Source organism: Granulosicoccus antarcticus IMCC3135 (assembly GCF_002215215.1).
Taxonomy (GTDB): Bacteria; Pseudomonadota; Gammaproteobacteria; order Granulosicoccales; family Granulosicoccaceae; genus Granulosicoccus; species Granulosicoccus antarcticus.
The window spans coordinates 1,024,752-1,045,167 of sequence record NZ_CP018632.1 but is presented as its reverse complement, the minus strand read 5'-3'; the positions used below and the strand labels follow the sequence as shown (position 1 = coordinate 1,045,167).

At 53.7% G+C, this 20,416-nt stretch carries 15 protein-coding genes; 11 read left to right on the top strand and 4 right to left on the bottom strand.

Annotated elements, in window-relative coordinates; translation table 11 throughout:
- Positions 1-98: 98 nt before the first annotated feature.
- The 4 genes from IMCC3135_RS04395 (at position 99) to IMCC3135_RS04380 (ending at position 6,312) form a co-directional block, all read left to right on the top strand.
- Positions 99-734 (top strand): hypothetical protein, encoded by a 636-nt coding sequence (locus tag IMCC3135_RS04395; RefSeq protein WP_205737901.1) that lies wholly within the window; start codon positions 99-101, stop codon positions 732-734.
- A 225-nt stretch (positions 735-959) separates the two neighbouring features.
- Positions 960-2,405 (top strand): TrkH family potassium uptake protein, encoded by a 1,446-nt coding sequence (locus IMCC3135_RS04390; RefSeq protein WP_088916489.1) that lies wholly within the window; start codon positions 960-962, stop codon positions 2,403-2,405.
- A gap of 49 nt (positions 2,406-2,454) precedes the next feature.
- Complete coding sequence (gene trkA, locus IMCC3135_RS04385) at positions 2,455-3,828, top strand: Trk system potassium transporter TrkA (protein ID WP_088916488.1); 1,374 nt, start codon at positions 2,455-2,457, stop codon at positions 3,826-3,828.
- Positions 3,829-4,131: 303 nt separating this feature from the next.
- Positions 4,132-6,312 (top strand): N,N-dimethylformamidase beta subunit family domain-containing protein, encoded by a 2,181-nt coding sequence (locus tag IMCC3135_RS04380; RefSeq protein WP_157735755.1) that lies wholly within the window; start codon positions 4,132-4,134, stop codon positions 6,310-6,312.
- Positions 6,313-6,419: 107 nt separating this feature from the next.
- On the opposite strand, the gene IMCC3135_RS04375 is transcribed toward IMCC3135_RS04380, so the two are convergent.
- A complete protein-coding gene (locus IMCC3135_RS04375; RefSeq protein ID WP_088916486.1) occupies positions 6,420-7,403 on the bottom strand; it encodes a polysaccharide deacetylase family protein in 984 nt (327 codons plus the stop codon).
- Between the two features lie 208 nt (positions 7,404-7,611).
- The gene (locus IMCC3135_RS04370; protein WP_157735754.1) at positions 7,612-8,721 is read right to left on the bottom strand and encodes a glycosyltransferase; all 1,110 of its coding nucleotides are present in this window, start codon (positions 8,719-8,721) and stop codon (positions 7,612-7,614) included.
- A gap of 143 nt (positions 8,722-8,864) precedes the next feature.
- On the opposite strand from IMCC3135_RS04370, the gene IMCC3135_RS04365 reads away from it, so the two are divergent.
- The 7 genes from IMCC3135_RS04365 to IMCC3135_RS04335 are packed head-to-tail and all read left to right on the top strand — an operon-like array spanning position 8,865 to position 18,588.
- Positions 8,865-9,719 (top strand): glycosyltransferase, encoded by an 855-nt coding sequence (locus IMCC3135_RS04365; protein ID WP_088916484.1) that lies wholly within the window; start codon positions 8,865-8,867, stop codon positions 9,717-9,719.
- Positions 9,720-9,763: 44 nt separating this feature from the next.
- On the top strand, positions 9,764-11,014 hold the full coding sequence (locus tag IMCC3135_RS04360; protein WP_157735753.1) for an O-antigen ligase family protein: 1,251 nt from the start codon (positions 9,764-9,766) through the stop codon (positions 11,012-11,014).
- Entirely contained in the window at positions 11,011-12,090 is a 1,080-nt protein-coding gene (locus tag IMCC3135_RS04355) for a glycoside hydrolase family 26 protein (RefSeq protein WP_157735752.1), read from the top strand. Before IMCC3135_RS04360 ends, IMCC3135_RS04355 begins: the two co-directional genes overlap by 4 nt.
- Positions 12,091-12,132: 42 nt before the next feature.
- Positions 12,133-13,731 carry an undecaprenyl-phosphate galactose phosphotransferase WbaP gene (gene wbaP, locus IMCC3135_RS04350; protein WP_088916481.1) on the top strand — a complete coding sequence of 533 codons (1,599 nt, stop codon included), beginning with the start codon at positions 12,133-12,135 and terminating at the stop codon, positions 13,729-13,731.
- Positions 13,732-13,733: 2 nt separating this feature from the next.
- Entirely contained in the window at positions 13,734-16,433 is a 2,700-nt protein-coding gene (locus IMCC3135_RS04345) for an exopolysaccharide transport family protein (protein WP_088916480.1), read from the top strand.
- A 2-nt stretch (positions 16,434-16,435) separates the two neighbouring features.
- Positions 16,436-17,365, top strand: coding sequence for a glycosyltransferase family 2 protein (locus tag IMCC3135_RS04340; RefSeq protein ID WP_088916479.1), 930 nt, complete (start codon positions 16,436-16,438; stop codon positions 17,363-17,365).
- Positions 17,362-18,588, top strand: a complete 1,227-nt coding sequence (locus IMCC3135_RS04335) for a polysaccharide biosynthesis protein (protein ID WP_088916478.1) — start codon at positions 17,362-17,364, stop codon at positions 18,586-18,588. Before IMCC3135_RS04340 ends, IMCC3135_RS04335 begins: the two co-directional genes overlap by 4 nt.
- Before the next feature lie 72 nt (positions 18,589-18,660).
- Here IMCC3135_RS04335 and IMCC3135_RS04330 read toward each other — a convergent pair whose 3' ends face one another.
- Positions 18,661-19,890, bottom strand: coding sequence for a threonine/serine exporter family protein (locus tag IMCC3135_RS04330; RefSeq protein WP_088916477.1), 1,230 nt, complete (start codon positions 19,888-19,890; stop codon positions 18,661-18,663).
- Positions 19,891-20,041: 151 nt separating this feature from the next.
- Positions 20,042-20,365 carry a DUF1127 domain-containing protein gene (locus IMCC3135_RS04325; protein ID WP_088916476.1) on the bottom strand — a complete coding sequence of 108 codons (324 nt, stop codon included), beginning with the start codon at positions 20,363-20,365 and terminating at the stop codon, positions 20,042-20,044.
- Between the last annotated feature and the right edge of the window lie 51 nt (positions 20,366-20,416).

Genomic DNA, 20,416 nt, shown 5'->3' with positions numbered 1-20,416 from the left:
CCCAGTAAAAATAGAAACTATCACGACACTCGTATAAGCTGGAAGCTCCGATTTTTCCGGATTTACTCACCAAATCCACAACCCGAAGGATGTGACGCATGAATCTGAAAACTGCACTGATCACCACTCTGGCAACCACAGCGCTCAGCGCTTGTTCTGCCATCAAATCAGAAACTCCGGCAGTTCCCGATAACAGCATGAGTTACTTCATCACCAGTGTGAATCCGGGCAGTGGAGCCGATCTGGGTGGACTGGCAGGTGCCGATGAGTATTGCAGCGAACTGGCAAGCTCTGTAGGTGTAACTGGCAAGAGCTGGAAGGCCTATCTGTCCTCAAGTACTGAGAATGCCCGGGATCGCATTGGTTCGGGTCCCTGGTTCAATGCAGACGGTATCGTGGTGGCAACCAGTGTGGATAACCTGCACAGCGACTCTAACAATCTGACAAAACTGACCTCTGTCAGCGAAACAGGGGCTGTTATCAACGGTCGAGGCGATGAGCCGAATCGCCACGACATTCTGACCGGCTCAGACGTAGACGGCAACGCCACCGACAGTACCTGTGACGACTGGACCAGTAATGGCGCCGGCTCTGCCATGGTCGGACACCACGATCGAACCGGTGGCGGCGACAACCCGACCGCCTGGAATTCGGCGCACGGCTCACGGGGTTGCAGCATTGAAGATCTGCAGGGAACCGGCGGCGACGGGCTTTTCTATTGCTTCGCTGAATAGGCTTTGACAGCAGGGACGCTAGCTTCCGCCCATTCACAAGAGCCAGTCATACAAACCATACAGCCCAGTCGCCATTCGAGTACGATTGCACTCGCACTTTAATCGGCATTCAGACTGAATGGTTGTTTCTGCTCATAATCCTCTTGTACTCTGGCAACAGCCGGTGCCTGCACGCCATCCTGATACGGGATGTTGCAGCACCGCCTGCTGATACTCCAGACAAACATGCATTGGACTCCTATTGTTCGTCTGTTCGGCATGTTGTTGATGCTGTACAGCCCAAGCTTTCTACCATCCATCGGGCTCTCTCTTTATTATGAAGATGAGCAATGGCCCGTTTTTGTACTATCACTGGCAGTCTGCTTGCTAGCAGGTCTTTTGACCTGGTTCCCCGTGCGGGACAAATCAAGTGAAATCAGTGTGCGCGAAGGGTATTTTGTCGTCAGCTTCTTCTGGATTCTGCTCGGCGCCGTTAGCAGCCTGCCTTTCCTGCTCAGTCTGCATCTGGATTTCACGGATGCCATGTTCGAGTCCATGTCAGGCTTCACCGGTACCGGTGCCACTGTCATCACAGGCCTCGATGACCTGCCTCGCTCCCTGCTCTATCACCGTCAGCAAATTCAATGGCTGGGGGGAATGGGGATTATTGTGCTCGCCGTTGCGGTTCTGCCACTGCTGGGCATCGGCGGTATGCAGCTATACAAGGCTGAAGCCTCGGGTGTTGCCAAACACGAAAAAATCACCCCACGCATTGCCGAAACAGCCCGCTCCTTGTGGATTATCTACGTGGGCCTGACCATTGCCTGCGCCCTCGCCTACTGGGGTGCCGGCATGCAGCCCTTTGATGCCATCGGGCATTCATTGTCGACCATTGCTACGGGCGGATTCTCAACCCATGATGCCAGCCTTGCCTACTACGATAGCCCGCTGATCGAAACCATCGCCATTGTCTTCATGATTGCAGGCGGTACCAACTTTGCTCTGCATTTCATCGCGCTGCGTAATCGCAGTCTGCGTACCTACTCCAGGGATGCAGAGTTTCGTGGCTATATTCTGATATTGCTGCTGACAACTATCCTGATCACAATCACTCTGGTTGGTACCGGTGCGCACCAGACGACAGGCTCAGCTTTACGCACCTCCGTCTTTCAGGTGGTCTCGGTGATGACCAGTACCGGCTTTGTGACTGAAAATTTCGCTAACTGGCCTCTTTATGCTCCCCTCGTGATGGCGCTGATCGCTTACGTCGGCGGCTGCGCAGGCTCCACCTCTGGTGGCATCAAGGTACTGCGCATCATACTGCTGTCCAAGCTGGGTGTTCGTCAGTTGTTTCAGATGGCTCATCCACAAGCCGTTTCTGTGATCAAACTGGGCCGCCGTTCAATCCCTGATGAATTACTGTTTTCCATCTGGGGCTTCTACACGCTGTTTATCGTCACCAGCCTGGTTCTTACTCTGGCCATGATGGGAGCCGGCCTCGACCTGGTATCCGCCTTTGGTGCGGTAACGGCAACCATCACCCTTGTGGGTCCTGGGCTTGGCGATGTGGCAGCCGATTTTTCGAACGTTAATGCAGCGGTAAAGTGGTTGGGTATTTTTGGCATGCTGGTCGGCAGGCTGGAAGTCTTCACCCTGCTGATCCTGTTCCTGCCTGCCTACTGGCGAAACTGACGGTGATAGACTTGCGAACACATCTGGTATTACCGAGCATCATCCACACATGAAAATCATCGTCCTGGGCGCTGGACAGGTGGGCGCCGGTATCGCGGTTGAAATGGCCAACGAGGCCAATGATCTGACCGTAGTTGATCAAAACCCGGTTCTGCTCAAGAAGCTTCAGGACCGACTCGATATCCGCACAGTGGTGGGCAATGCCTCCAGTCCGACAACCCTGATTGATGCCGGCATAGAGGACGCCGATCTTCTGTTGGCCGTCACCAGTCGGGATGAGACAAACATGGTTGCCTGCCAGGTTGCACACTCCCTGTTCAGTACGCAGAAATGTCTGGCCCGTATTCGCTCAACCGACTACCTCCAGTATCCGGCTCTGTTTTCGCCCACCGCCGTCCCTGTGGACTACATCATCAGCCCTGAAAAGCTGGTGACCCGGCATATACAACACCTGATCGAAGAACCCGGCGTACTTCAGGTCCTGGACTTTATTGATGGCAGGGCTCGTATGGCAGCGGTGGAAGCAAAATCAGCTGGCTCTCTATTGGGAGTCCGACTGCGCGACTTGCCAAGCTATATGCCCGATCATGAGTTTCGCGTAGTGGCTGTGTTCCGAGACAACACATCCATCCAGCTGGATGGGCAAACACGGATTCAAGTCGGCGACGAGGTCTTTTTCATTGCTGCCTGTGAAGACATAGCCGCAATACTGGTCGGTTTCCGAGAATCGGGTAAACGTTATAAACGCATCATCATCGCAGGCGGTGGCAACATTGGCGAGAAGCTGGCGCTGTCTCTGGAGAATAACTACCAGGTCAAGCTGATAGAAATCGACGAAGCCCACGCTTTGCACATGGCCAAAACTCTGCAAAATAGTATTGTGCTACTTGGCGACGCAGCAGATGCCGACTTGCTCAAACAGGAGAACATCGAAAATACCGATGTCTATTGTGCCGTCACCAACGATGACGAAGCGAATATCCTCTCCTCGATGCTGGCCAAACGACTTGGCGCACGCAAGACCCTGTGTCTGATCAACCGATCAAGCTATGTCGACATTGCCCAGGGAAGTGCCATCGACATTGCAGTATCTCCTGCACAAATCACCATCGGTGCATTGCTGGCTCATATTCGCCGCGGTGATGTTCTGGCCGTGCACTCCCTGCGACGCGGCGCTGCCGAGGCCATCGAAATAAAGGTACACGGTGATCGTCAGACTTCGCGCGCTGTTGGACGCAGTATCGGCAAACTCTCAATGCCTGAGGGCGTCAGCATCGGCTTGATCGCAAGGGGCGAACAACTCGTATTTCCACATAAAGACGTCTGCATTGAATCGGGTGATCATATCGTCATCTTCCTCACCGACAAGCGACGAATCAAGGATGTCGAACGTCTTTTTCAGGTGGGCGTCACATTCGTCTAGCAGGTCAGAGCGTCGTTCGGAGTACGCTCTTTCTCGCATGAGCTGACCAATATCTGCTTCTGATTATTCCAGACATGGATGGTCTTGCTTGAAATGGTAAACAGCTCCAGACTTGTATAATTAATATATAAACATCTACGGCACTGCCGACGAAGCTCTGAACGCAGTTGCTGGTGCCTAAGTGCACTATTTCATTTCGGTATAGTAACTTAATCCAGAATGCGTGTTTAATACTGCTTACGCTCTTGATATTCGTGCCACTAAAGATGAGAATGCGTGCGATATTGTATGGAGTAGAATACCTTGAACATTGCGCATCGTAAATCGAATCGTTGCCCGCTTCGTCAAACGTGTGGAGTGTTGCTGGCAACACTGTTGCTATTCGGCGCCAATGTCGCCGCACTGGCACAGAGTCAAAATCCTGTCGTTACAGAAAATGCCAATTCTGGCACCGACGCATGGATAATCACAAATTCGGCCAACGACACCGATCAGCAAATCAAGGGATATGCCTCTGCCACCAGTGTCAACAAGGGCCAGAGCATTGATTTCTTCATCAGCGTGAACACGACTCAGACATACAACATCGATGTCTATCGCATGGGTTGGTATAACGGCGCTGGTGGCCGTCTGATGAAGAGTGCGAGTTCATTGAACGGCTCGACTCAGGTAATGCCTGTCTATGAGTCGGCAACGGGCATGGTGAGCTATCCGTGGGAAATATCCTACACGCTGGCCGTACCTGCCAGCTGGACCAGCGGAATCTATCTGGCCAAGCTTACAAACAGCCAAGGCTATGAAAACTACATCAGCTTCGTAGTACGTGATGACGCACGGACAGCCGACCTGCTGTATCAGCAACCCGTCACGACCTACCAGGCGTACAACCCGTTTCCTCGAATCCAGAATCAGACGCCGCAAAGGCTGACCATAGGCGATGAGCCCGACCCGGAAATCAGCCCTGCAACCGAGATTGGAAATGCCGAACCGCTTACCCTTGCACAGCAGGAGGAGGACTCCGTAGGCGTCATGCCAACGGCGACGACACTGGCCGATATCGGCAAAAGCCTCTACGAATACAACAGCTCATCAGAACTGACTGGTGGCGGTACCACACGCGCACTCAAGGTCTCATTCGATCGCCCCTACGAAGGCTGGGGCGATGGGCAGTTCTTTAGCTGGGAGTACTACCTTGTCGGCTGGCTTGAGAAAAATGGATACGACGTCGCGTATGCAACCGATATCGATCTGCATCGTAATGGCGCCGCTGGACTACAGCGTGCCAAGGCACTGATCTCGGCTGGCCACGACGAGTACTGGTCGAAAGCCATGTATGACGCTGCAGAGCAGGTGCGGGACAGTGGTAAGGATATTGCCTTTCTCGGCAGTAACGCTGTGTACTGGCAGATTCGTTTTGCCGCGAATGCAAGCGGCGCCGCAGACCGGGTAATCATCTGCTACAAAAGCCCGTCACTGGACCCAGAGACCAACCCGGCACTTGAAAGCACTCGCTGGCGTGATGTGGGACGTCCAGAACAATCGCTGGTGGGCGTTCAGTACACCACTGACAACGAGTGGGCATTCAACACCGACTACGTCGTGACCAATAGCGATCACTGGGTCTATGCCGGTACCGGGTTCAGCGATGGAGACACCGTACGTGGCATTACCGGCTACGAGGTCGACACTCTGTACCCCGATGTCGTCAAGCCAGACAGTCAGAACCAGACTATCCTGGCAGCCTCCCCCTTCACTGGCAGAGATGGCACCAGCACACTCTCCAATGCATCGATCTACCAGGCACCCAGTGGCGCCTGGGTGTTCGCAACCGGCACCATGTCCTGGCCTTGGGCCCTGCAGCACGAAGAGTTCGTGGATGCACGCATCGAGAGTGTAACGAAGAATATTCTGCAACGATTCATCGACGGCGACCCGGCAACTCCAAAGCTGACCACCATGAGCTTTGACGCCGACACCGACGGTTTCTCCTATCTCGATGACGCCTTTCACAGCACCAGCAATCATTCCCACGCCAACGGCTATTACGCACCTGGCCGCGGCTTCACCGGCGGTGGTATTGCCATTCGACTGGGCGGAGCCGACGATGTAGCCACCACCAACATGTCCGGCGGCTGGCGCAGCACTTTTGAACTGACCAGCAGCAGCAATGTGACAATGTCTTTCCGCTATGCGCTTTCACAGACACCAGATTACGAAATTGGCGCCTACAGCGAAATGTTGCTGGACGTGGATGGTCAGTTGTACGGCACATCTCCAAACGACTACATTGCACGGGTATCCGGTGATGGAGATGGTGGCGACTGGCCAAGCACGAACTGGCAAACGTTCACAATCGATCTGGGTGCGCTTGCGGCAGGTACGCATCAGTACACCCTCGGCGGTTTCGGCAATCAGCGCAGCGATGCAAACGAGAATACCGAGATTCTGATCGATGATGTCTCAGTGACAGTAACCAATAATTGAACCCCTACCACCCACACCGCCTGATCAATATATACCCCTCGCTCCTGGTGTAGGTATTGGCTCAAGGTTGAATGTGACGATGCACTTGGGGATCGTGAAACAATTAATTATCGGAAACTGGGGCGCTGACCTGTCTGGCGCCTCATCCACCGACGAAACAGAGCAAGTAGCGGTTCTACCACTTCAAGCTGCGCAAAAATGTCAGCCGCATTGCTGTGGTATATCTCCACACGGTCAAGGTGGCAATGATGATGCCGCCCGTTGTCCAGACCGACCCCCATCAACGGATCGAAGCCACGGCTCAGCGCACCACGGAGCACATCGGCGTCGTAATAGCCGCAAGGATAGGCAAACGAGTGATCAGACACGAAAGAGCGCAAGGCACTGGAATCCAACTGTCTGGCAAGCTCTTCGGCATCACAATTAATCAGATTGTAGTGATCGACAGTGTGAAAGCCGAAGGAGATGCCACCAGCTCGCATCTCCTCGATCTGCACAGGACTCAGATAATGCGTCTGTGACTTATCGAAGGGCAGCGCTTCATGGAGTTCCTCCAGAAGCTTGCTGATGGTCTCAGGAGAACTGTGCTCTTGCACTTCGATAACACAGTCCCGTGGTAATTTGGGCAACGGCTTCTGAATATATCTGCCGAGTATCTTGCGCGCAATCACTGGCTGTTGGTGTAGCGCCCAGTTCAGCGCGTTGAACCATAGAAGTTGTTGCTGCACGGCACGCGTCACCAGAAATATTGACGCAGGTGCCTTGTGCTTTTTCAGGACTGGCCAGCCATTGTGGTAGACCGAGCTAAAACCATCATCGAAACTGATCGCCAGCGTGGCTGAATGTTTCGCAGCTTCGGTATCAGACGATCCGGCGAACTGATAGTAACGGCTGAAATAAGCTAACTGGCTATCCAGCGTTTCCGGGGAAACTGATAGCTTCAACCCACGATTATAGGCTGTGTCGTCGCTATCAATTGCATGATAGAGCACGCCACGAACACGCCCGGGCTGCATCTGAATAATCCATCCGGCCAGGCCCAGTCGATAGAAACTGCGACCGCAAAGCATCAGAAACCTGCGCATATCCATCAGCAAGCAGCCGCTGGTGGAAGGAATTTACAATAGCGATCAAGGCCTTGAGGCAAACAGCCAGTCACATACGAATCTGTCAGAGGAGAATCGTCGGACCCTAACAGAAGAGCCCCAGTCAATGCATGAGCGGACGTGTAATTTGAGAACTACATCTACCTTTACGTTGCCTGCGGTGCCGAGGGAAAAACGGCACTCGAACATTCGCTCAGTAGAACTGTTGAAAGCGCCCCAGATGAGCATTGAAACGCCCCCGGATCACCTGCCAGTCCAGCTGGTGCAAAGACCTCAATCCGGGGCTGAGCAGTCGATAGCTCAACATCAGCCATCGCATGAACAGGAACAAGCTCTTGCCCACTCGAATACAGCTCCAGTGCAGCCCGGGCATCAGCATCGAGCGATAGCGCATGCCCGCATTACCACAGCGAAAGGCTCTGGCACCAAGGTACTCAAGGCTCAGGCGCTGAGCCGGAATCCGCTCGTGGACAGCGGCCTCTTCACACCACACATGTCGTGCACCATCCTTGACCAAAGCTTCAATGAGGTGCGAATCCTCACCGCCGATACGGCCCAGCTCTACACAAAACCACTCTTTGTCAGGAAATCGATGCTGATCGATCAATTGCTCACTACGCAGCAGTGTATTGCCTGTGCGTTGAACGTCGGGAAACTCACCCGTCGATAGTGGCACATCGTCAAACAGGAAATTATCGATGATCCAGGCGGGTGGCTTCACTTCGAAATCCGGCCGCACCGGCCCGGAAACAATATCGGCTGAATAGTGCTCGGCAGTGTTGAGCATATTGGAAATCCAGTCGCCGGACGGCCATTCATCATCATCGATCATCAACAAGTAACGAGCTTGCCACGCTAGTGCCGCCGCTACCAGCCGATTGCGAACATAGGACACTCCAGGCCTGGGTTCATCGATGATTTCAAGATCAACGACAAGGGCCTCGTCCAACTCGGCAGCTCGCTGGCTGCCTTCTCGCCCTGTCGCATCATTGTCGGCAATAAATATCTTCAGCTGCCAGTTGTCTTCCAGTGATGGCTGATTGTGTCGCACCGCCTCATCAATCATCCGCAGCAAGGACTCGAGAGAATCGGGCCGACGAAAAGTTGGAATGAGGATAGCAACACGCGCTCTCTTGCCAACGGCATCTTGCGTGTGAGTCGAGCGTTCGCGACTCAATCCGGTATCGGCTGGATTTTCTGAAATGGCTTGAATCGACGGAAACTTCTGGGTGTTCAGAGTGCGTTCCTCAGTGTTACCAACATGACACATTTCAACCGAAACGGCGTTGAAACGGCGTGGCAACTAACAGTTACTTGGATATCGAAGAGTAATGCAATCGATCACGAATAACATGTTTCATGATGGCAATGAAATGTGAAGTGGTTAACGGTTATGTTCCGCGCCATTGATCTACGACATCCACCCAAAGATGTCTCCACCCACGCATGAAGCAGTCTACTGTCACCATGAATCAGCCAATCGCCGCCGTTATCTCAACCATGTACGGCCGCGACGATCTTCACTATTTTCGTCAGAGCCTGGACTCGATGCTCGGACAGAGTTACCCCCAGGAGAAGCTTCGGCTTTATCTCTACGTCGATGGCCCAGTACCAGAATTACACGAGCGTTTTCTCGAGCAGAACGCGATGCATTTTTACCGCATCGTGCGAGGTGAGGAAAACCGGGGTCTCAGCTACGGCCTGAACCAACTCATCGACTGCCTGGAAGATGAGTCCATCGTCCTGCGAATGGACATGGATGATCTGGCACATTCGTCCAGAGTTGAACGCCAGGTCGCCATGCTGGAGGCGAACCCCCGGATTTCGCTGATCGGTTGTAATTCGTGGGAAATTGATGAAAGCGGTGGTGTTGTCTCGCAGCGTGATTACCCAGCTTCACCGGCTGCGATACGAGAGGGCATCGCGCGTGGCAACCCCATGCTACATCCCAGTTATTGTATGCGCCGCACTTTGCTGACCACACATGGGATGCGCTATCGTGAACTTTATCTCAATGAGGACCTTGGATTTTTGTTTGATGTGCTTGAGCGCGGGCTCGAACTTGCCAATCTGCAGGAACGTCTGATGTACTGGCGCGTCACAGACAAGTTTTTTGAACGTCGCCACTTTCGTCGTCACTTTATCGAATACCGTGCCTACGTACAGGGAATACAGGCGGTACATGGTCTTAGTACCAAGCAGATTTATCCCCTGATCCGGCTGGTATTCCGATTGCTGCCAAATGGCTTTGCCCGGCACATTTACCGCTCTTCCCTGCGGAACAATTTTCTTCGCGGATGAGCATGCAGATGTATCCGGAAGCGCGGAGCCGGACAACGGTTCACGTGGCATTGCTTATACAAGAACGAGCCGTTGCCCTGATGTTCGGCGCCTATCTGTGCTTTGTTTTCATTGGCAGCCGTCCCTATCAGAATCTGCTTATCGCCGACTCATCCGGCGAGACCGATGTCTTTCGCCAGCTGGCCGTGTTTGGCCTGTGCATTCTGGCTGCTCTGGTATTTCTGGTGGAACGACATCGCAGTAGAGTATCAATCCTCATGTTGTTGTACACGCTGGTGTTCTGCGGATTCCTGCTACTGTCCTCACGTTGGTCACAGTTTCCTGAGTTTGTGATTCGACGTGCCGGCATGGTGACACTGGTATCAGTGAGCCTGTGTGTATTGATCGACTACCTATACCGCACTCGCCTTCTCCTGCCAACGCTGGTCGCGGTGCTCGGCGTGGTTCTATTGATCGATGTGTTGTCCATGGTGTTTCTGTACAGCCAATCGATTGATCATGACGGTCGCTGGAAAGGTATCCACATTCACAAGAATGTGGCCGGCGGCATCATGGCCGTATCAGCCATCACGTTTGCATGGCTCACCACCCTGTGCCAGCGTCGTCAATCAGTCTTTACAGCCTTGGCAACCATCGTCTCTCTGGTTTTTCTGGTACTGACCGCGTCAAAAACTTCTCTGGCACTGTTTGCCGGATGCAGCGCCTTGATGTTTCTGCTACTGACCTTGCGCCTCCTGCATTCACTGGGGGGCTTGAAAGCGCTCATCATAGTACTGGCCGCCGTTGTGCTCGTGATAGCCACGGTGGACATGCCGCGCGCACTTATCGGCTTGCTCAAACTGTTCTATGGCGATGTGACACTGACCGGAAGAATCTGGATCTGGGATTTCGTACTGGCAAAACACAACGAGGCCTTCTGGCTGGGCCATGGCTTCGGCAGCTTCTGGGGCATGGGTGCAGACACTCCTGCCATACGTGAGGATCTTCCCAGCGTTCGCGAATTCGGACAAGCCCACAACGGCTATCTGGATATCCTGGTTCAGACTGGCGTGGTCGGTTTGTGCTTTTTCGGCGTCATGTTGCTCTATGTGGTTGGTTTGGGTATCAAGCGCGTGGTGAGCGATGTCAGCGATTGGAAAAAGGTGGCTCTGTGCGTGAACATCATTCTGTTCGTCATGCTGCACAACCTGCTGGAAAGCACCTGGTTATCAGTACTCTCCGTCGAATGGACCGTGTTTATCATCGCCGCTTTCTACCTCGTACTGGACCGTCCGCAAAGCACCAATGCATCATGAATATGTCTAAAACCAGCCGTTGCAAGTATGTCTGGCTTGCCTGTGCCTTGTACTGGATGGCAGGATCAAACACAGTCCAGGCAGAAAACAAGGCAACACATGACTTGTTACTACCGCCACCGGGCAAGGTGCTTCTGGGTGCCTTCACCACCATGGAAGAGGCCGACACGCAAAGGCGCTTCAAGGAGTACGGGCAGGCCGCCGGCAAGGATCCGGCCATCCATCTTATTTTCCGTGACTGGACGGCGGATGGCAGCAGCAACTTTCCAATTGACTTTATCCGGACCAGCGCCAGACTCGGTGCCGTGCCCATGCTCAGTTGGGAGCCCTGGTTCAACTACAGCCAAGAGGACTATCCACTGCTGCGCGATATCGCCAAGGGTCAACATGACGCCTATATCACAGCGTTTCTGCAAGATGCAGCAAAGTTCGGACAACCCTGGTTCCTGCGATTTGCACATGAGATGGAAGGCTCTTCCTACCCCTGGACGAAGGCTCATGATTCACGACAATCACCCTCTGACTACGCAGCTGCATTTGTGCATATTGCACAACTGGCACGCAAGATCGCACCATTGACGGTGATGGTCTGGAGCCCGAACAGCGGTTCAAAACGGGCACTGCAATATTATCCGGGAGATGAATGGGTCGATTGGGTCGGTAGCTCGCTGTACAACTTTCCGGATGCACCGCAGGCACCTGATCACAAGGACAAGCTCACGGGCTGGGTCGACATGCTGAGAAAGCTTGACAAGCCGGGAATGATTGCCGAGATGGGCTGTTCAGAACACTATACGATCAGCAAAGAGCTGGTGCAAGCGAAGGCTCCCGGCACACCCAAAGTGCAAGCCTGGATGGATCTTACAATGGCCGACAAGTCGGTCTGCCTGGAACGCACTTTCGACATCATAGAGGCTGAGTACCCGGAAATCCGTGCGCTTGTCTGGTTCGATATCGACAAGGATGCTGATTGGCGGATTGACAGCTCGCCCCAAGCCTTGAAAACGTTTGCCCGTCGCGCGGCATCACCCAGATATCTGGGTGCTGATTCCACGAACGATGTTCTGGAAAACTAGCCAATGACCAAGCACCTTACACACGGATTGTAGAGTATCACCATGACAGACACCATGAAGAAACAGGGACGCGTGCATCCTGATATTCGGCAATCAAATGAGCCTCCCTTGTCACGCACCGACGCTGTTCGCAAGTCTTCTCAGATGGACCCCGCCATCGGTCAGGTCAGTTGGATTGAAGACGAGCAAGAGAGCAGCCCTCGCCTGGAGAAGTACCGCTGGGCCTTGCTGATGCTGGGCGACCTGTGCGCCATCCTCGTCTCCTTTTCAATTGGCTGGGTGTTGTCCAAACTGCTCCGTTCCTCATTCCACCTACCTCTGTTCGCCAAGGAATCTGTGCCACAGACAGTATTATTCGTGCTGTGCTACTTCGTGATGGCGCAACTTTTCCTGTCATACCGATGGGGTCACTACTCTCGCTTCAAATCCTTCTGGACAGAGGTCAGCCAACTGACCAAGATGACGCTCTATTCTGCAGCCATCGGCACAAGTGTGTTGTTCATGTTGCGCATGCACTTCTCACGATTATGGATCATCTTTTCTATTGCCTGCCTGTTGCTGATCAATCCGCTGACCCGATTGCTGGTCAAGCGTATGATGGCTGCGGCCGGAATCTGGTTTCGTCCTCTGGTCATCATTGGTACCAGTAATCGGGCAGTCGAGAGTGCCGAAGCCTTGTGCTGTGACATAGCCATGGGCTATCGAATGGCCGCTTTTATCCAACTGCAAACGGCTGCCAGCCGGACCGGAACAGGGGAAAATTTCAAGACAGGCTACCTCAGTTCCTTTCAGGCAGAACAACTGATTTCAAGCGTCATTCGTGATCATAACGCCCCTCATATCCTGTATGCCATGGATACGCTGGAGGACTTCCAGTACTACACGGTATTGCTTGATAAACTCACGATGAATTCAGAGAACGTGATCATCGCCCCGCCTTTGATGGGCATACCGTTGAGCGGAACCGAATTGATGGGTGTGACTCGCCATGACAGCATCATGCTGCGCCTGGACAACAATCTCAGAAAGAAAACATCGCGCATCATAAAGCGTACTTTTGATTTACTGATATCCAGCGCATTGATCGTTGTCTTGAGCCCATTACTACTGTTCCTTTACATGAAGCTGAGGCGCGAGGGCGGAAGTGCGGTATTTGCCCACTCACGCATCGGTCGCCACGGTCGGTCGTTTGACTGCCTGAAATTTCGCAGCATGGTGGTCAATGCCAATGAAGTGCTGGCAGAATTACTGGCTAGTAATGAAGACGCCCGCAGAGAATGGAATCGCGACTTCAAATTACGCAACGATCCCCGCATCACCCCACTGGGACGCTTTCTGCGCAAATCCAACCTGGATGAATTACCACAACTATTCAATGTCTTGAAGGGCGATATGAGCCTGGTGGGACCTCGACCTATCGTGCATGAAGAGGTCGATCGTTACGGTGACAAGTTTGCCTACTACAAGGCGACCAGGCCGGGTATGACCGGTCTATGGCAGACCAGTGGTCGAAATGATCTGAGCTATGCTGAACGGGTCGATCTCGATGTTCGCTATGTGCGAAACTGGTCACTCTGGCAGGACATAGTCGCTCTGCTGCGCACATTTCCACTTTTCGTAAAACGTAAGGGCGTCTATTAAACGTGCAGACACGCACTTCCTCTACCATTGAGTCAACCCGGCACCAGTCCAAGGCTGCTTCACAGCTCCCCTTGCTGGACGTTCTATCGCCCTTGTGGACTCGCTGGCGACTACTCAGTCTGGTGTTCCTGCTGACACTGGCTGTGACTTTTTTCCTGACACCCTTTGTAGAGCAGAAATATAAATCCGAAGCGGTACTTATCCTGGATAGAGCCAGTAATGACATTGCGACATTCGACACGCCATTGACCAGTCTGGTCATCGACAGTGAAGCCATCGCCAGTGAGATCGAAATTCTCTATTCAAGCGAACTGGCCGCCCGTGTGGTGGAGTCGGAAGGACTACTGGACACCGAAGAATTCAACCCGAAGGGCGACACCTCAGATGCCGCCCTGCCTGCCGCCGTCCATCAGTTTCTGCAGCAACTCGACTTGCAGCGCAAGGGGATTTCCCGGGCGATTGTCGTCAAGTTCGAATCCACTGATGCGAGGCGTGCAGCACGTGTCGTTAATGCAATTGTGGCACGCTACCTTGAACATGAACTGGAAAGAAAGATAGAACAGGAATCAATCGCCTCACGTCGTCTGTCTGGCGAAATCAAGACACTGGAAGCACGAATAGCGGACTCTGAAATCCGCATTGCCGAGTACCGTCAACAGGTCGGGCAAAGTGGCACCGATGACGAATCACGCACCGAGAAAAACATCGTCGAGCTCAACGCACAGCGAGTAGTGGCGCAAGCACAAAGTACGGCTGCCGAAGCATTTCTGCAACAGGCTCGCTCCCTGGCGGAAAACCCTGCCGCCTTCGCCACGCTGCCCTCCACTGATATCTCTCAGGCGTTGCCCAGATTGCGCAACAACGAACTGGATCTGCAGACGAAACTGGGGCAGTTGGCACTGACCTATGGCGACAAGCACCCGCAGGTTCAGCAAACACGCAATCAGTTGAGTCGTACTCGCCGTGATATAAAAACCGAAATTGACAAGTCCTTGCAAGTACTGGAAGGCACAACTGAAAATGCCCATTTGCGCGTCACTGCTCTGAGCGCAGAACTACAGGTACTGGAACAGGCCGAGTCGGGCACCTGGTCACGTCGGGCGCAACTGCTGGCATTGGAGCGCGAACGCGAATCGGATGTCGGCCGGCTGGAGTTCTACTCCAGCCGCCTGCGAGAGCTTAGCCAGTCATCAAGTATCGATAATCTAAAGCCGTTTGCCAGAGTCATCTCCTCCGGCCAGGTCAGTAATACCGCTGAATTTCCCAACCAGCGCAGTTTGTTGCTTCTGTTACCGGCACTGGCAACCCTGGGCTGCCTGGGCTTATTGATTGTCTCCGGACTGTTTCGTCGCTTCACGATCAGCAGCTTGCCAAGGCTGCCTGAGAACACCAGCTGGTTCGGCCGGATTCCATCAGCATCTATGCTGCGCCGACTGGCTGGCACAAAAGCGGTACTCGCAGACCAGCGCCTGGCTCACTCAGTGCGCACACTTTGCCATAGCGTCGACACCGCATTGGCCAGAGAGGGACGGGTCTTGATGCTGACCGGACTCAATCATGGCGCGGGAGTCAGCACACTCGCCCTTGCTGTTGCCAGGTGTTATGCAAAATCCAGACAATCCACTGTGTTGATCAATCTGGATCTACGTGTACCGAACGGTCCGAAGAATGCTCGTTTTCTGTCTTCAAATGATTTGCTCAACGCTGATCTGGCAAAAGCCTCATTGGAACAGGTACTGCAGCTGGAAAAGCGCACCGGACTCTATCGACTGGGCTTGCAACTACAGACCGGCACGGATAATAAATTACTGGTTGTTGAACAATCTCGCGATCTGGCTATTGAACAATTGTTGTCCAGTAACGCGTTGCAACAACTTGTAGATGTGCTGTCCACTCGCTTCTCGCGAATAGTGCTTGATCTGCCGCCTGTACTGGATACGCCAGATAGTTCAATTGTTGCAAGACTGGCTGATGTGTCATTGATTGTGGCTAACCCGGCGAATCTGTCAGGCAATCTTGACCGACTCTATCGGGGAATTGAAAGATTGCAGATAAGCCATGACGCCGTGCTGGGTATCATGCTCAATCGTATGGATATCGATCTGGATGATGAAACCTGCCTGAACTATGTTGCCAGTGATCATCATCATGCACGAGCGACCGGGACGACGAGTAGACAAACACCCGTCGCTAACAGGCATCAGAGTTCTGTGCATCAGTTTTTATCTGCAAACCTGCCTGGCACGGCAACTGACTCAGAGCTTGCCCAGCGACACTCACAAAACATCAAACAGCCAGACCGGGTAGCTGAGCATGCATTGCCGAATGCTTCGACGATCTCTGCAAACCGCCTGCGTGGCGAATCCTGGCTACTCAGACAATCAGCACGACGGTTCACGCTCTGTGTGATGACAGCAATGAGGCGTCCTGATAGCGGTCAGTCTTATATGGCAGACGCAGCAGATATGCCGTTAGCCTGCTACATGAGACAGACCAGAGAAGGCCATGGGGAGTACGTGGTATTGTTGGGATTGTTCGATTCGCAACAGGCGGCTCAGACCATGCTTGATCGAATGGAACGTGATTCATTCACAAGCAATATAACGATATTTCCCTTGTCCGCGGTCCATCGGGACATTCTTCACTATCGCTCTGTTGTTCCGGTACACGGGAAAGCGCAACTTGAAAAAGACGTCGCCTGAACATGCCCAGTCCCCTCTTCTCCGTAGTCATACCGGTCTACAATCGCCCGGAGGCTCTGCTGCGTGCAGTGCATTCCTGCTTGCAACAAAGCCTGGATGATCTGGAAGTGATCGTTGTCGACGACGGCTCTGATGAGCCGGTCGCAGCAAGCCTCGAATCCTTGGCTGATTCACGTATCTCGTGTATCCGAGTGGAACCCAACAACGGCGTCTCTAACGCACGCAACGTTGGGATGGACAATGCGACGGGGCAATATGTCGCATTTCTGGATTCCGATGACGAGTTCACTCTCGATAAGCTGGCCGTTTGCGCCAGGGCGATTGAAGCACTGGGCTACCCGGATAACCTTTGCCTTGGCTCTCGTATCTACATCTGTAGAGCAGCGGGACATCGCGCAGCCATTCCCTCACATTTGATAGAACCGGGAGAGGAGGTCTACCGCTATCTGTTCGTTCGCGGTGGCATCCTGTCAACCGACACGCTGGTAGTCTCTGTGGAACTGGCACGCCGTACCCGGTTTCGTACAGACCTGACTCGCCACGAGGACTACGACTTCATGGGTCGTCTGGCTCAGGCCAATGCACACTTTCACATGTTGCCCGAGGCTCTGGCCATCTGGCACGACGAAATGGACCAGGGACGTCTCACGCAATCCACCGGCTTCGAACAGTCCAGCTACTGGTTCAATTTAGTTGAATCAAGCATGGCACCAGATGTTCGTGCTGCTTGCCAATTACGAATTCTTGGCCCGCTGGCAGCACGTGAAAGCAGATTCGCGGGACTGCCAATCTTCATGCGTCACCTATCTGCAGCAAGCTCCATGAGTGTGCCCGCACGCATTGTGTGCTTGCTAAAATGCAGTGCACCCTACCTTTACACCCGATTGACTAGCGTCTATGTCAGTCTCAGGGGTCTGCGTACTGAATCATGAATCAACATCGCAGCTTCGTGGCGGGAGCGCTGGCGCAAGGACTGCCCAGCTTGACCAATTTCATGGCAGCCATGTGGCTGATCAAGCAGACCAGCTTCATAAGCTTTGGCTTTTATAGTCTGCTTTTTGCCATTTCAGGACTCATAGTCGCCTTGCAACGACCGTTAGTGAGTCTTCCCATGAGCGTCTTTGCCACTCGACGCCATGTAGCCGATCACTACGCGGACTTTTATACTTTTCATCTTGTCACACTGGTTCTGGGCGTAGTCGTATCCCTGATAATCGCTTTTATCATGAAGGCGCCAACCCTGGCTTTTGTTGCCTACGTGTTTACGCAACAGTTGCGAGAGTTCGTCAAGACCTACCAGTTCAGCGTGCACGACCGAAGTGCGGCGATGCGTTATGAGCTGGCGGCCAGCCTTATCTTCTTTTCCGTGTTCGCATGGTTCCAGCTGTACCATCGCGTGGATGTCGCCAGCACTCTGCTCTCCAGTGCTGCAGGTGCTGCCGTTTTCCTGCTGCCCTGGATCCGTTCTCGTGCAGCCTTGCAGAAAAAACGCCGGCGTCGATTCCGCTGGAAGCGCTATCTGTATATCTGGCGAGATGTTCGCTGGTCGGTCGCGGGCGCCCTGGCGAACGAGGCAACGACACGCTCCTATAATTACATCGTTGCGATTCTCGGTGGCTTCGAGTTACTGGGCCTGATCAACTTCGTTCGTCAGCTGTATGCCCCCATTCAACTCATCAGCAATGCCTGGTCGCAAATCAGTCTGCCAGTACAACGAGAACACTATGTTCATAATCGTGCAGCAAGTGCACGCAAGCTCAGATTGATGGCCAGACTGGGCTTTCTGATCATCACCCTGGGATGGTCACTAGCACTCTATCTCGCCATGCCATTGATGCAATCCTGGAAAAGCGAACTGGATACACCCCTACTGCCGGTACTGCTGGTCCTGTGGTGTGCCTACTATATTGTTGACAGCCAGGTCATCCTCTACAGCGTCGAATTTCATCTTCGTCGTCAATTTCACTACCTGTTCAAGACTGGGGCAATATGCGCCGTGCTCACGTTACTGCTCTCCATACCGGTCGTTCTGTGGCTGTCAGAACCCTGGCTGGTGGCCGTATCGACCTTGCTCAATGCCGGACTGCTAGTCATCTACTTTGCGAATCTTGTCCACGAAGAGGCCATGGCAAACTTCGCAGCGAGTCGACACTAAGGGCTCGTGAAACAATTAACTATTTCACGAACCCTAAGGGATCTTGCTGTCAGCTCCAGAGTACATATCAACTCATCCCTGAGGATCACGCAAAGCCAGCCCCACCGATGAGCCGATGAGCAAGCCAAGAGCAATGGCACAAATCACCGTAGCCACCTCAAGACCCGTCTCGATGGCCCGCCCCGGATCAGCAACGAGAGTGGTAACGCCGATGAGTCCGAGACTGCCGGGAACCAGCAGCCAGAACGCCGGTAAAAAAAGTACGAGCCGTGCCGACTCGGGTCGGATCTGTTCAACGAGAGAAGCACAAAGGCTGGCCGCGATGGCTCCAAAAAAACCGCCGATAGCAGCCGACCCTAATGTTTGCCCGCTCAGCTGAGCTCCAAAAGCCATCAGCAACACTAACAATACCCAGGGCACTAGCGACAATTCGATACTCTCCATCAGACAGATACCAACAGCGATCAGCAGCAGCCCTACCGGCGCTGCCCACCAGCCGATGTTGTCGACCCGAACATTGACCATCATCTCCGCAGGCACGTTCAGTAAGCTGGTCGCAGCGATCAGCCCCACTGCGAACAGACCTAGCTGGACCACACCGTAGCTCAGACGTGAGGTACCCGACTGCATATGACCTGCCGCTAGTTCTGACAGGCCGGTCACAATCAGCGCGCCTGGCAGCAGAGGGGCCAGTGGCGGCAATATGGTCCTTAGTGGGCCTTCGATCCACTCAAATTCTGCGGCGACGAAAACGATGATGGTCACGACGAACGCTGCAACCGTCGGTAACAGGTACGCCAGAACCCGGGCCTGATTTCCCACAGCCATGAGACCGTAGACCACGACCGAACAGACAATGACAAGTGCCGCATTGGCCCACCCCGGCTGCAGGATGAGCGCTATACCGAGAGAGATCATGACCCACGCCAGCCGAGCAAGCCACACCGAGTAGCGCACAGGCCGGGCACGAAGCGTTGACAGCAGAGCCAGAGCATCATCGGGCGTCATTTTTCTACGAATCAATTGCTGGCGTATGCGATGCACCTCGCTCGCCTGATCAAGCCGGACAGGTGCAACCACCGATTCGTACGTGGCTGGATCCCCACTGCAAAGCGACAGAATCAACCCCGTCGGGCTCACGGCCACCTGAAGTTGTGGATACCCCAGACGATCTGCCACCTCGACAAGCTCTGCCTCAATCTCGTGCGCAGCCTGACCGGTGGCAATCATGGCAGCCCCCAAATGAGCCAACAGGATACGCACCGTTGCGTCCTGATGTTCTATGTTCTTCAGTTCATCCATTTAAAACTTTCTTGTTCCACGAAGCCAGGCGGCCAGGGCTGCGTGCAGATAGACGCTTTCTGGAAGAGAAGAATACTCGCATAATATTCTTACCAGAGCGGCGGCTCATCACTTTAATCAAGGTCTTGATGACTCAAGACCTCTCATGTCGTCAAACTCGTCTGTTGCGACTTCTGCCCGTGGCCTCGTACAGCGCCTGAGCGGCGTCTTCAGCCAGAGGCAATTTCGCCGCTCGTTGAACCTCGGCCCGGGTAACGCCAATGTCCTGCAACAGAGCATCATCAAGCTTGAGCAGATGCGCAAATGCATCACGGCTGTCCCGCTGCTCACGTCGCAGTTCAAGCCATTGCCGGAATGCACTGCGCAAGGTCGCTAACTGTGGCAACAGCGACATCCTGCTTGGCTGGAAGGGTTTTTCGCCGTTTGACTGAACACTGATAGCCGATCGGTTTTGCTCGGTGCAGATAGTCGCCATGATCGTTCTCCGAATTCTACGGGTCCTGCGATTGCAGACCCTGAGAGACAA